The organism is Amphritea japonica ATCC BAA-1530 (assembly GCF_016592435.1).
In the GTDB taxonomy this organism is placed as follows: domain Bacteria; phylum Pseudomonadota; class Gammaproteobacteria; order Pseudomonadales; family Balneatricaceae; genus Amphritea; species Amphritea japonica.
The window spans coordinates 2,874,485-2,888,030 of sequence record NZ_AP014545.1 but is presented as its reverse complement, the minus strand read 5'-3'; the positions used below and the strand labels follow the sequence as shown (position 1 = coordinate 2,888,030).

The 13,546-nt window shown below is 47.9% G+C and carries 13 protein-coding genes; 5 read left to right on the top strand and 8 right to left on the bottom strand.

The genetic code is table 11. The features are described 5' to 3' along the window. The first annotated feature begins 285 nt into the window (after positions 1–285). On the top strand, positions 286–2,313 hold the full coding sequence (locus tag AMJAP_RS13275; protein ID WP_019620052.1) for a TonB-dependent copper receptor: 2,028 nt from the start codon (positions 286–288) through the stop codon (positions 2,311–2,313). 466 nt (positions 2,314–2,779) lie between these two features. Here AMJAP_RS13275 and AMJAP_RS13270 read toward each other — a convergent pair whose 3' ends face one another. The 8 genes from AMJAP_RS13270 to AMJAP_RS13235 form a co-directional block, all read right to left on the bottom strand. After that, positions 2,780–3,868, bottom strand: coding sequence for a lipid A deacylase LpxR family protein (locus AMJAP_RS13270; protein WP_019620054.1), 1,089 nt, complete (start codon positions 3,866–3,868; stop codon positions 2,780–2,782). After that, positions 3,868–4,389 carry a disulfide bond formation protein B gene (locus AMJAP_RS13265; protein ID WP_019620055.1) on the bottom strand — a complete coding sequence of 174 codons (522 nt, stop codon included), beginning with the start codon at positions 4,387–4,389 and terminating at the stop codon, positions 3,868–3,870. Before AMJAP_RS13265 ends, AMJAP_RS13270 begins: the two co-directional genes overlap by 1 nt. Before the next feature lie 21 nt (positions 4,390–4,410). Then, positions 4,411–4,743: a YdbL family probable chaperone protein gene (locus AMJAP_RS13260; protein WP_019620056.1), complete on the bottom strand. Its 333-nt coding sequence runs from the start codon at positions 4,741–4,743 to the stop codon at positions 4,411–4,413. Between the two features lie 11 nt (positions 4,744–4,754). After that, positions 4,755–4,955, bottom strand: a complete 201-nt coding sequence (locus AMJAP_RS13255) for a YnbE family lipoprotein (RefSeq protein WP_019620057.1) — start codon at positions 4,953–4,955, stop codon at positions 4,755–4,757. 68 nt (positions 4,956–5,023) lie between these two features. Continuing rightward, on the bottom strand, positions 5,024–7,381 hold the full coding sequence (locus tag AMJAP_RS13250; protein ID WP_019620058.1) for an intermembrane phospholipid transport YdbH family protein: 2,358 nt from the start codon (positions 7,379–7,381) through the stop codon (positions 5,024–5,026). A 31-nt stretch (positions 7,382–7,412) separates the two neighbouring features. Next, positions 7,413–7,823, bottom strand: a complete 411-nt coding sequence (locus AMJAP_RS13245; RefSeq protein ID WP_019620059.1) for a hypothetical protein — start codon at positions 7,821–7,823, stop codon at positions 7,413–7,415. Between the two features lie 25 nt (positions 7,824–7,848). Then, a complete protein-coding gene (locus AMJAP_RS13240) occupies positions 7,849–8,490 on the bottom strand; it encodes an O-methyltransferase (RefSeq protein WP_019620060.1) in 642 nt (213 codons plus the stop codon). After that, positions 8,487–8,837: a hypothetical protein gene (locus AMJAP_RS13235; RefSeq protein WP_019620061.1), complete on the bottom strand. Its 351-nt coding sequence runs from the start codon at positions 8,835–8,837 to the stop codon at positions 8,487–8,489. The genes AMJAP_RS13240 and AMJAP_RS13235 overlap by 4 nt, the downstream gene beginning before the upstream one ends. A gap of 211 nt (positions 8,838–9,048) precedes the next feature. Here AMJAP_RS13235 and AMJAP_RS13230 point away from each other — a divergent pair, with 211 nt between their 5' ends. From AMJAP_RS13230 to ftsA, 4 genes are all read left to right on the top strand, one after another. Beyond that, positions 9,049–9,399, top strand: coding sequence for a hypothetical protein (locus AMJAP_RS13230; RefSeq protein ID WP_019620062.1), 351 nt, complete (start codon positions 9,049–9,051; stop codon positions 9,397–9,399). Positions 9,400–9,435: 36 nt separating this feature from the next. Further along, complete coding sequence (locus tag AMJAP_RS13225; protein WP_236588725.1) at positions 9,436–10,959, top strand: DNA recombination protein RmuC; 1,524 nt, start codon at positions 9,436–9,438, stop codon at positions 10,957–10,959. Then, entirely contained in the window at positions 10,959–11,630 is a 672-nt protein-coding gene (locus AMJAP_RS13220; protein WP_019620064.1) for a hypothetical protein, read from the top strand. Before AMJAP_RS13225 ends, AMJAP_RS13220 begins: the two co-directional genes overlap by 1 nt. A 593-nt stretch (positions 11,631–12,223) precedes the next feature. Next, the gene (gene ftsA / locus AMJAP_RS13215; RefSeq protein WP_019620065.1) at positions 12,224–13,462 is read left to right on the top strand and encodes a cell division protein FtsA; all 1,239 of its coding nucleotides are present in this window, start codon (positions 12,224–12,226) and stop codon (positions 13,460–13,462) included. Positions 13,463–13,546: the final 84 nt, after the last annotated feature.

Sequence of the window (13,546 nt, the reverse complement as noted above, 5' to 3'; positions counted from 1 at the left end):
GCGTGATGTATCTGGAGGTTTATCGGTCTGGCGAACTATCCAGACTAAATGCCTCTCTAATTTGGTCGCGTATCATACCGCTTTTTGGTGGAGGGCTGTATTAAAAAATAGTCGATATTCCCTTATCGGAAACAAGTTTGCCGATAGTAGGATGTTGAGGGTGATAAAGAAGGGAGGGTGCGACAATATGCCACGCCCAGGTGCGACATCCTGTCACACCCCAGCAGCAGAGGGAGAACTTACAATAGCGCTAAGCTTACGTCTGTTACTGCTAAGGAACGCTGTATGATCAAAACAACTTTATCGCTGGCGATTGCTGCCATTATTTCCGCCCCGGCATTTGCTGGCCATGATGATAAAACCCTGGTTATCGAAATAACCTCGGGCCTGCCTCAGGTGGAAAACACTCTGCAGAGTGAAACCGGCGCAGTACAGGCATCACCCACTACTGATGGTGGTGAATTACTTCAGAGTCTCAGTGGTGTATCCGGCATCCGAATGGGCGGGCGTTCTATTGACCCGATCATCCGTGGGCAGAATCAGACTCAGTTGAATATATTGCTGGATGGAGCATACATTCATGGGGGTTGTCCTAACCGGATGGATCCGCCAACTTCGTATACCTCTGTGGATAGTTATGACAGCGTCACCGTGATTAAAGGCAACCGTACTGTGGTTTATGGGGGTGGAGGCTCTGGTGGTACTGTTCTGTTTGAACGTGAATGGCCGCAGTTTGATGGAAAGAGTTACAACGGTGAGTTGAGTGCCAGCTACCATGGCAATGGCGATCGTTATGAGTTGGGTGCCGATCTGGCTGCCGGTTCCGACGATGGTTACGTTCGGATTATCGGCCACAAGGCAGAAGGGGATAACTACGAAGACGGCGACGGTAACGAAGTACGTTCATCTTTCGAAAGTCTGTCTAAATCGCTACTGGTTGGTTATCGTCTGACTGATACAACGACGCTAGAGGCTAGCTATGAAAAGCAGGAAGAGGATGATGTGCTGTTTGCTGGCGCGGGTATGGACTCCCCTTATGCTGATGCCGACACAACCCGCCTGAAGCTGACCCACGAATTTGAACAAGGTGTTCTGCAACAGGTACAGCTGGAACTGTATAAGTCGGATGTTAAGCACAATATGGATAATTACAGCCTTCGCCCAGCTGGAATGATGCAGATGCAAGCGCCTTCGACGTCTGATACGGAAGGGCTACGTTTGATCTTTGATGCCAGACTGGCAGATATCGACTGGACCTTTGGTGCGGACATACAAAACAACGATCGGGATGCTGAGTTACAGAACAGTGCAGGGGTTGCAACGCGCTTATTGTGGCCAGGTGTTGAGCTCAATCAGACAGGGTTGTTTGTTGAAGGTGAAAAAGTATTAGGTAAAGATGATGTTGTCCGTGCGGGTATCCGTTATGACCATATTACTGCAGAAGCAACCCGCCGGGATGAAGTCGCTGGCGGTCAGACGCCTCAGGCTATCTGGGCTATGGCCGGCGCACCAGCAGGTGCAGGGGAAGAGCGCAGCGAGGATAATGTGGGCGGCTTTGCCAGCTGGACCCATCGTCTGAATGATCAGTACAGTGTTGAGACTAATCTGTCCCGTAGTGTGAGAACAGCGGATGCGACTGAGCGTTATATGGCGCGTATGACGATGGGTGGAGATTGGATAGGTAACCCTGAGCTGGAGCCAGAGAAGCATCATCAGTTAGAAGTCAGCCTGCAAGGTAATCTGGAGACGATGAGTTGGTCGGCTACCGGTTGGTATAACCGGGTGGATGACTACATTTTGCGTAATACGGTTGCTGCGGGTATGAAGAGCCGCGATATCTATAGCAATGTTTCTGCTGAACTCTACGGCGCTGAGCTGGATGTAGGTTATCAGTTAGGTGAAAACTGGCAGTTAGGTAGCGCGCTGGCCTGGACTGTGGGTAATAATCTGGATGATGACACGCCTCTGTCGCGTATCGCGCCAATGGAACTGAATACCTCGCTGGACTATCAGAGAGATCGTTTGCAAGTGGGTGTTGAATGGCAGCTGGTTGCCAGTCAACATGATATCTGCCTTAGCGGAAGCGCAAATTGCGGTGGTCAGGATGTGCGTAAAACACCGGGCTATGGTGTTGTTAACATGCATGCGCAGTATGAGTTTGAGAGCGGTTTAAGTTTGCTGGCGGGTGTGGATAACTTGACCGATAAGGCTTATACCGTACATGAAAGTCGTGATGACTCAGTTAATCCGGACCCTTTCCAGGTAACGGAGCCGGGCCGCAGCGCCTGGATCAGAGTGACGCAGTCGTTCTGATTAATCAACCGAATCCCTTCTTAGTTTGCCGGATCATCTGATCCGGCTTTTTTGTGCCTGAAATATTGGGGGTTGAGTCTTGTAGGAGGCACGTTTGCATGCCCTTTAGGTGCCCTCGTCGAGAAAGCCTTAGATAGCAGCCCAGCAATTTAATAGCAGCGAGGGCCGCTCCTGCAAAAGCATCCTCCGAATGATGAGACTGAGGGTGGAGAGTATCGATTTTTGTAGGAGGCGTGCCCTCACGCCGAAAAGCCTCAGATAGCAGTCGGGCTATCCAGTCGATGCTAAAAGCAGCTCCCACAAAAAATATCCATCTGTTAGCTATAGAGTGAGAAGTTAGTTTCGGTGCGTTTTGTGATGGCGATTATCAGAAAAAGTTTTTATCACTGAGAGTACAGAGTAAAGATAAAAGGAAAGTTATATCTCTGAGCCCTCGGTGTACTCTGTGGTGATTAATTCGATGTTCTTAAAAACTATACGAAGCTGAGAATGATCCGAAACTGTGGGTTTCGCCCTGGGTAGCAAATTCTTTACTACGGAAAACCCGTGAGTAGGAGAGTTTCCAGTCTTCGACGAGCATACTGGCTCCGATGCTGAGGTCTCCAACCAGATTTTCTTTATTCACAGAGTGGCTGCTGCTGAATGTGTTGCCGTCGAGGAAGATATCCCGCAGCACCCAGCGACCATCGATAGCGATAAATCCATGTAATCCAAAATTCTGGTCACGGCTATACCCGGTGGTGTTTTGGGTACGAGGGTCGTTGCTGCCCGGAGCACTGTTGTCTCCACCGGGGCGCAGGGAGGAGGTTCCGAAGTCATCCGGGAGAAACCAGCCAAACCGGATCTCGGTACCAGCATTCAGATAAGTGGCAACGTTGCCCAGGCTGGCGCCGCCGTGCCAGATAATGTCGTACTCCAGTGCTCCTTTAATTTTCTTGGCAGGTATTCGATATTTTCGTTCGTAGACAACCTGAATGCCCAGCTCGTTATTGAGTTGATTATCCCAACCCTCGAACTTGTCGATACCGCGAAGGTCGTGAACAAAGTCCTGAGCTTCCTGTCCCATTGCTGCAGGGCCAACCATGCCGAGATTGAGGATCGCTGAATCCATGCGCTGCTTATGTTTCAGGTTATAGCCCATTCCCAGATAGAGCCAGCCAGCGTAGGGGCGGTCATCAGGATCAATGGTCGTACGGAGGTTGTCTTCCGGGGTATACATCTGTTGCCCCAGCGTGATCACCAGATTTCGTACGATCTCATTTTGTTTTGGCGGAGTATCGTCAAATAGTCCCAGCGGAGAGGTAATAAACCGGTTATATCGGCGAGACCAGACCGGCAGACTTTTATCATCCAGATAGCTGCTCAGGTCGGGTGAGGTCCAGGAAAAGCGGATGCCGTTGGTGTATTGCTGATCGGTGTCGGCGAATAGATCATTTTCCAGATAAAAGGTCAGAGTGCCGGGGTTATGAGAGTCGCCATAGAGAGCTACTGGTGCTGCTAGTAAGGGGGCTGAGAGGGTGGCACCTATAGCTAAGACTATTGCAGTTTTTTTCATCAGAAGAACAGGTTTCTCTGTTGTTTTTTAATCAGTATTTTCCATACCGCCACTAATAATATCAGCATCAGGATGAGTGACAGGTGGGCCACATTCAGCTGATAAATTTGCCAGGCTGGATAGGGGCAGTTGGCTGCATTGTTGAGCGTAGTCCAGAGGGCGTTGACGCTCGCTTGCTCATGTAGAGCTGTACTGCTTAGATTGCAGGCGGACGACAGATCGCCCGGGTCAGCAAACAGACTTCGCACAGCGGTGATGATACCACTGGTGATCAGCAGCAAGTGTATGACAGCTGCTAATCGCTGAAAAATCATACTTCGATTGAGCAGAAAACTGATCAGAAACAGCCCTGCCATTATGACCAGTATCAACCTGATAATAGTGCACAGGGCGCAATTTACCTCGGTTATATAGGGCTCTATATAGAGCTCTGTTGCCGTGAGGCTGAGTGCGCAGATTAGAAAACCCAGCGCATTATTCGAACGATATGAGGGCTTACCTGATACTCCAAAGGTGCTCACATTACAGTCCTGGTTTAAGGTTTACTTTCGTTTCCACTGCCCATCCGGGGTTTGTACATACTGACCGGCAGGCGCACGTTGAATCAGTCGTTCGCCGATTCGTAATTCCATAATATTGACATCGACACCTGCTTTCCGAGCCTTGGCGGCATATGCAGCCCGCCGTTTGCTGTTGATCGATTTCACCAACGCACTGATCTCTGAGCTGCTTTTAACTTCGCCCAGATAACCGTTTATCTGTTCGCCCACTAGTCCCTGGTTTTTAGCGTCGCTCAGGCTAATTGCCCAGGCAGGTGTGAAAACCAGACTGAGTAACAGGGTCGCGAAAGTCAGAATTGTTTTTAACTGTTTCATTTTACCGCTCCTCAGAATAGTTCGCTGTTTTCTTCTAACAGACTGTCAATTTCTTTATCAACCTTTATCAGTATCTCGTGTTCAATTTTCACATTGAGATTAATCGTAATCGGCTCATTCGGAACAGCGACCTGAACGGTCGGTGCGCAGGCCGTCACCGTCAGAATCAGGCTGCACAATGTCAGCGATTGTAGTGTTTTTGGCATAAACATATGCTGTTCTCCGTCAATAGTAGCGCAAGTTAGTAATGCCGTTGAATGCTTGATTACCTGTAGTTACATCAACGGTAGCGCTTCTCAAGTGTTTCCGTCAATTTATCAGTAAATTGAAGGGCTTGTAACAATTTAGGGATGTTTTCCTCAATATTGATTGTTAAGTCAACCGGTTGGCTTTTGTTCCAGTCCGGATTGTGTCCTTTTAGATGTGTTTTTAGCAGCGCCGTTCCGTCCGGCTGATAGTCCAGTTCAATCCCCAGGCTCTGGTACTTCATATTTCGCATAGCATCAAAGACGATTCCCAGTGCCGGAGTGGTTTGAGTCATCGCCAGAAAGGCCGGCGGTGGATCAAACCTGATCCAGCCCCCCTCAGGGGTACTGTTTATCTGTCCATCCGTAATGCTTAGCTGTCCCTGTTTAAAGCTAACCGGCATCTGTCCATTTAAGGTGCCGCTGCCGGTCAACCCTTGTTGCTGCTCCAGTGCCATGAGTTGTTGCAGATCGATGCCGGTCACTGCGATGGCGCTGTCAAAGACAGGGTCGTCCGGGTTTATAGTGACCGGTAGGGTGGTGATTGTTCCACCTAAGAGGTCTACATGACTACTATCGAGTTGCAGCTGTCGTTTTCCGGTTGAGCTTTGTTCGAAACGATAGCTTCCGGAAAAGTTCTCCAGTGGCACCCCTGCATCAATAAAGGCGATCTTTAGTTGTCCAGTATCACTCAGCTTACCCCGATGGCTCTTAACCGTTTCTGAACCGCCGTTGATGTCGTATAGGTGGGTTTGGTCGTAGCTAAGACTGGTATTTCTGACCTTGTTTAAGAATCTTAGCGCCACCCCTGAATTATTCTGATCGAGCCAGCCTCTGTGTTGCAGCTCACCGTCGGTGAAGACGAGTTCAGGAGGAAGTTGCGGCACAAATCGTAGCGCTAGTTTTTCGATGCCGGTTAACGGCAACGATGTTTTCCAGCTGGCGGTGCTGTGGTTAGTTTTGGGTTCAGTCTGGCTTGTTCCGGTAATTTTGATCTCACTGTCCAGTAGTGGATCATGCAAGCCGAGAGTAAAACGATTGGTGATTTTATCAGGGGTGATGACTGCGCGGTTATGCAGGTTGATCAGGGGAAGCAGAAGAGGGCCAGAATGTACCGCAATATTGTCAGCGCTTAGCTCCGCTTTAACACTGTTTTCGGCCAGCATCAGTGCTGATAGTTTAATGTTGACCGGTGGTGTTTTGATAAGGGTGTTAGGTTGTCCCTGAGTTTTGATCGTAACGGGCTGGATGACTAGTTGTAACTCAGTATCAGGCCAGTGAATGCTTTGAATACCCGACTGGCTCAGCTGATCCAGTGAACTGGTAAGTTGTATCGGCTGTTGCAGATCTAAGCGGATGCTTTCTGCGCTGACGGCGGGGTTTCCACCGGTGTTGAGGCTCTCTCCGGTGGCGGAAAGTTGTTGAATATTGAGAATGAAATTACCATTTTCTGATCTAAGTGTGCTGTCCTGTTGCACATTTAACCGGTTGATTTCCGGTATGAGATTCTGAACGGTGGCGGCACTGGTTATCTGGTATCGATGGTCAGCCATGAGAGGTGGAGTGCTGAGAGGGATTAAACTGTTGCCTTGTATTGTGACGGTGCCAGACAGGTCTGGTAGAACGTTGGTATCCAGCGGTGCCGCTATTTCAGCGATCAGAGGCTGTTCTAGCAGGGCTTTAAGTTGTTCAAGTTGTAGCCTGTTTTGGCTTTGGACGTCCAGCTGTTGAGTATCCGCCGATAGATTAAAGTTGCTCTGGACAACGGTGTTCTGGTTAACCGCAATGCTTAGTTGTCCCTGGTCCTGATTGTTGAGGGTCAGGTACAGCTGGGTAGCAGGTGCTTTTGCAATCTGATTAACCTTAAGGGCTAACCGGTCTTTGTGGGTGTTAATACTGCCTGAAAAAGCTAGTTTCCTGATGAGCGGGCTGCCGACAATATCTATATTGATGGCTACATCTGGCAGAGTAATCGCCTCGGCGGGTAATTGATTGAACAGGTAGGAGGGTAACGGTGGGAATGATAACTGAGATCTTTCTTCATCCTGCGTTGATGGCTGGTCATCGGGTGTCAGGTCTAACTTAAGAGCCAGTGTCAGCGCTTTAATCTCCAGAGTTTCGATCCGCTGTGTGCTGAAAAAATGCCAGGGATTAAAACGAATGCTGATGGACTCGGCGGTAAGGGTAAAAGGATTATCAGGAGTCTCTTTTTTTAGCGTGAGCTGGCTGATCTCTATACGATCGAGGTTGGGCCGCTTCAGATCAAAACTGGCGTTGAGTTGATGGTCGGTGAGTACCTGGCGTACGCTGTATTCGGCAATGACGGGTAGCGCAGCATAAAAACTGCCTATGAGCATCAGCAGGAGAACGATCGCGATCAGCAGTTTGCGCATGGTGTCCTCCCTGTTTTTAAAATCGCCCGTGCTACAGGTCGTCCAGTTCCATTTCGTAGAGCCGGTCTACCGCATCCTTCAGGTGAAAGATGATATCTGTATACTGATCGCTGTCGGCTGCAATATCAATATCGCTGAGACGGTCGGCCGTTTCTTCCAGTGAGGCTCCCTCTGCTCGGATACCTTTATCACTCAGTAACCAATGTATCAGGCCATAGACCTCTGCCGGGGTGGCTACTTCATCCAGGTCTTCGAGAACGGTGTTCCGCACTGCTTGCAAAGCGTTAAACAGAGGCGTGTCGCGTTCGGTTGCTACGTAAAGCCGCAAAAGCGAATCGGTATCTTCTATAAGATAATCTTCTGCGGCAATAGTGGATGCTGTTTCGCTGTTGCAGGCTTCTATTCTGAACTCATTAGCACTGGCACGAAGGATAAAACGCATTGTGGAGTGGCCCTATCTTAAGTCGTTAGCGGATTTTTCGGACTACGTTCAGGCCATCCCGTACCGTTAAGAAGACGTTTTCCATATCCGGGTCCTGGGCGATCACACGATTGGTTTCAACCAGAATGTCATCGATATCGGATTCCGGCTGAACGACTTTTCCCGACCAGAGTACGTTATCGAGTATGATCAGTCCGCCTGTACGGGTCATCTCTTTTACCCGGTTGTAATAGTTCAGGTAGTTACGTTTATCGGCATCGATAAAGGTGAAGTCTAGCTCAATATCCAGCTTCTCTATGGTTTCCAGAGCCCGGCCAAAGATGACTTCAATTTTATGCCCATGTTCGCTTCTATCATAAAATCCCTGAGCAAACTCAATGGCCCGGGGATTGGTTTCACAGCAGATCAACCGGCCATCATCTGGCATTCCTTCAGCAATTGAGAGCGCGGAATAACCGGTAAACATACCGATTTCAAGAGCATTCTTAGGCTGGTGGATCGCGCTGAGCAGTTTCAACGTACGTCCGACCAGACGGCCAGAGAGCTTCTGTGGCCAGCCCATATTCTCGTTGGTTTTATCGATCAGTTCCTGCAACAAAGGGGGCTCTTCGCCGGTGTGGATAAAAGCGTAATCCTCAATAGCTTCTTCAACCAGATACTGGGTCATTCTATCTCTCTCAACATCACTTTACTGGCCCAGACCTCAATAGTATTAGTACCACCGGATTCCAGGCGAAATTGGCAGAGGATAATATCACTTTCCGGGCACTGAAGGATAATCGCTTTTGCACCGCTGTTTGCCTTGAAACAGCCTTCTGTTGGCGGTTTTCCAACGCCGTAGAGTGAAAAGTTTAGTAATTGGCGATAGAGCTGTTCAGAGAGGCATACCTGATAGCTGTCATCGATTACCTCGTATTGAGGGATGTTATGTAGATTTTGCCTTGTTTTGTCTGCAAGCAGAGGAATAGGCTGTAGCAAAAAGCTTATTGTTAATAACTGAATCAGGTATTTCATCCAGAGTCCAGGTGAGTGATCAGTCAGCTGAGGAGTGGATCAGTCTGATGAGTTGTCTGGTGACGGTTATGTGGCAAAAGGCCTCTATGCGCCATCCTTTGGTCTGAGTATAAGGCATTTTTTAAAGCGCATATCTATTTATGCCATAGGTTGAGACTGAAAAATCCCTTACAATATCAGTTCTCATATATAAGTAATCTGGAGTATCACCTTGGAACCGCTGATTCTGTTTCTTTTTTCCGGTTTTGTGTCTATGTCTTTGGCGTTGAGTGCCGGGCAGCTGAATAAACAGGCCGATGAAGATAAATCCGCTTTTTTGCAAAGCAAGAATGGCATGGTGGTGGTGATTATGGCCGGTAATATAGGCGCCCTGACACTGATTGGTGCCTTAGCTTACGGTTTTCGTTTGCTGGAGTGGTGGATTCCGCTGAGTAGCATTTTTCTTACCTTCCCGGCGCTGTCGGTTGGTATTGCCCAGCGTATGTTTGGTAATAAAGTAAACCTGTTTATCATGCTGCCATTAACGCTTATTTCGGCTGGATTGCTGTTTCGTTTCTGGTAAGTAAACACATAGTGACACTCTCTGTTGGGGATGCCGATGACTTCTGCTCAGCTGACTGAATTACTCAATGACCCGCTTATAGGTTCCATTATTGGTGCGGGACTAGGCTTGTTGTTTGGTCTGATGTTGATGCAGTTAATGAAACTGAAGCTTAAAAATCGGCATGAAACATTACTGCAGCAACAGGATGCAGAGATTCTGAAAATACAGGATCGGCTGGAGCGCTATCAGGCAGAGGAAAGTATCGCTAGCGACAAAAATCAGTATATGGAGCAGAAAGTACAGCAGATTAGCGTTCAGGTACGTGAGTTGGAGCTGGATCAGGTACGATTGCAACAAGTGGAATGCCAGAAGTTTGATCAGGATGAACAACTGGCAGAGCAGCAGGAGCAACTGGATAACCTGCAACGGCTGCTAAGCCAGCGGCAGGCACGTATTGCTGAACTGGAAAGTCGATTAGAAAGCGAGCGCGAATCGCAGTCAGAAAAACTACAACTGTTGACGGAAGCGCGTGATCAGCTGAAATCTGAATTCCAGAATCTGGCGAATAAAATCTTTGAAGAGAAATCAGCCAAGTTTACTTCTGCGAATAGAGACTCTTTGGGCTCTTTGTTAACCCCTCTGAAAGATCAGCTGGGTGAGTTCAAACGTAAAGTTGAAGATGTTTACGATAAAGAAGCGAAAGACCGCCGCTCTTTGTACGAGCAGATCAGCCACCTGAAAGAGCTGAATCAGCAGATGAGTGTTGATGCGGTAAATCTGACCAATGCGCTTAAAGGTGAAAGCAAGACTCAGGGCAACTGGGGCGAGGTCATACTCGAACGAGTGCTTGAACAATCAGGTCTGCGTAAAGGTTATGAGTATGAAACACAGGTCTCTCTGAATGAAGAGGGGCAGCGCTATATGCCAGATGTCATTATCCGGCTGCCAGATGATAAAGATGTCATTGTTGATGCGAAAGTATCGCTGACGGCCTATGAGCAGTATTGCTCCACTGATGAAGTTGCAGAGCAAGAGCGCGCATTGGCGGAACACCTGCAATCGATTCGCAACCATGTGCGAGGTTTGAGCGATAAAGCCTATCAAAACCTGGAAGGTGTTCGTTCACTGGATTTCGTGTTGATGTTTATTCCAGTTGAAGGGGCGTTCTTATTGGCCTTGCAACAAGATAAAGATCTGTTTAGTTCTGCATATGACCGCAATATTATTCTGGTGAGTCCCTCTACACTGTTAGTGACCCTGCGTACGATCAATAATATCTGGCGTTACGAACGACAGAACCGTTTTGCCCAGGAGATCGCCCACCGCGGTGGTGAGCTACACGATAAGTTTGTTGGCTTTGTCGAATCACTTGATGACGTGGGTCGTCATCTGGGAAGAACCCAGAATGCCTTTGATACGGCGCATAAGCGACTTAGTAGTGGTCGGGGTAATCTGGTCAACCAGGCTGCCTCACTGCATAAGCTCGGCGTGAAGAATAAGAAAGAACTCGATAAAACCCTGGTTCAGCGTGCCTCTGAATCAGACCCGGATGCGGAACAGCTTGAGATCCTCGACTGATGATCTCGGTGATTGGTTATGGTTCTTTATTATCTGAGGCGTCTGCCAGACAGACTGTGCCAGCGTTGCAAAACTTTCGTTTAGTTAGAGTTCCCGGTTATCGACGTATCTTTAATAAAGTAGGTGTTGTGTTTCTGAGTCGTCATGGCGCTGATCAGACGAGTCGGGAACTGGCTTCCTGTTCTACTGAGCCTGCTGATCACTGTGAGATTATCTGTAGTCAGTTCGAGTGTTCCCCGGAAGACTTTGTTGAACTCTATGAGCGTGAGCATCGGTTTCGCTGGATAGAGGTCGACACTTTGCCGCTCGAAAGCGTAGTAACAGAGGGTGGTGTTTCCAATAAAATCCGGGGGCGTGGCCGTATGTGTACCGGCTATGATGATACGGAGTATCGTCTGAATAAATGCATAACCCCTGCTGAGTATGAATTGAGAGTAGGGCGCTACTATACCGGTGCGCTCTGGCGCAACGATATCCTGCCATTTCCCCGTTACCTTGCCTTTTGTCTTCAGGCAGCCTCCTCTCAGGGGGATGAGGTGCTGAATAACTTTCTTGATAGTAGTTACCTGGCAGATGGTACTACCTGCATTAGAGACTACCTGGAGCAGTCAGAAACGTTGCAGAACTGGCGTAGCGTTGATGCGGGTTATAGTTACTCTACTGACCGTTGAGTCAATTTATTTCCTGCGTTAATTGTCTTCTGATCTCTCAGTAGTTAGAAATAATTTATATCAATATTCGCATTTGATTTTTTTTGAAAAATCAAAAATAGATTTTGAAATTTCTAAAAAACATCAAAATTAAATATTGAAAAATCTTAAAAACGTCAAAATTAAATATTGAAGTGTATATTAATAATCAAAACTTAATATTGATTTTTGTATATTTTTTGTACAAAAAAGTTGCGAAATATGATAAAAATAGAGGGGTAAGTAAATAAATGGTATATTTGCCGCAAAGTCAGAAGCGGCAAGGGTATTTAGCGCTAAAGGTGGCAAATATTTGCCGATATAGATAAATAGAGCGTTTTTTAATAAATTATTTAATTGCTAAAGCGTTGTCTTAAAAGAAATACCGATTTTTAGTAATTATTTGGTTTATTTTTTGCTTTAGTTGTAAATAATATCGGTTGCGGCAAACAAAGCGTACTGATCGGATGAAAAACATCCGTAATTGACTAGATAATGTGCAGAGCTGGTAAGAAAGGGTCTGCCAATTCCGTTTTTGAGACTAAAACGGAAATTTAAGGTGAAACTGGTTGGATATGGCAATGACGAGCAATATGATCGTGGCACTGGATATAGGCACCTCAAAGGTGGTGTGTCTGGTGGGCGAAGTTGGCCTTGATGGCACGATCGATATCGTTGGCATTGGTTCCCATGAATCGCGCGGCTTAAAACGAGGCGTGGTGGTAAATATTGAATCCACGGTCCACTCGATTCAACGGGCGGTGGAAGAAGCCGAGCTAATGGCAGGCTGCAAGATTCATTCGGTCACGGTGGGTGTGGCCGGTAGCCATATCAACAGTATGAATTCCCACGGAATTGTCGCGGTGCGTGATGGTGAAGTGATGGAGCATGATCTGGAACGGGTGATTGATGCTGCCCGTGCGGTGGCTATTCCCGCAGATCAGAAAATCCTGCATATATTACCGCAGGAATATGTGATTGATAATCAGGAAGGCATCCGAGAACCACTGGGTATGTCCGGTGTGCGACTGGAGGCTAAAGTGCATTTGGTAACCGGCGCCGTTAATGCCGTACAAAATATTGAAAAGTGCGTACAGCGTTGTGGTCTGGCGGTGGACAGCTCCGTACTGGAACAGCTGGCTTCCAGCTATTCGGTACTGACAGAAGATGAGAAAGAGTTAGGCGTATGTATGGTTGATATGGGTGGTGGTACCACCGATATCGCAATCTTTACCGGTGGTGCGATTCGCCATACGGCGGTGATCCCGATTGCCGGTGATCAAGTAACCAATGATATCGCTATGGCGCTGCGAACTCCGACGCCGCACGCGGAAGATATTAAAATTAAGTACGCTTGTGCTTTGGCTCAGCTGGCCAGCGCTGAAGATACTATCAAGGTTCCCAGTGTTGGAGACCGGCCAGCCAGAGACTTGTCTCGACAAGCATTGGCTGAAGTTGTTGAGCCGCGCTATGACGAACTGTTTACCCTGGTTCAGGCAGAGTTGCGCCGTAGCGGATTTGAAGATTTAGCCGCGGCGGGTATTGTCCTGACGGGCGGTACCGCAAAGATGGAAGGGGCGGTAGAGCTGGCGGAAGAAATTTTTCATATGCCGGTTCGATTGGCGTTACCAAAAGGGGTTAGGGGGATGGAAGATATCCTTTGTAGCCCTATTTACGCTACGGGCATTGGTTTGTTGCAGTATGCCAAACAGGATAATCAGCATGTGGGCGAGGCGGTTGTTGTAGAAGACGACAGTGCCGAGCGTCCAAATGTATTGAACCGGATGAAATCCTGGTTCCAGGGGAATTTCTAAAGCTTTTAGAAAGGCTCCTCTTTAAAAGAATAAAAGGTTCTGACAAGTTGGCGAATGACAGTTTCGCTGGGTGTGACAGAAAAT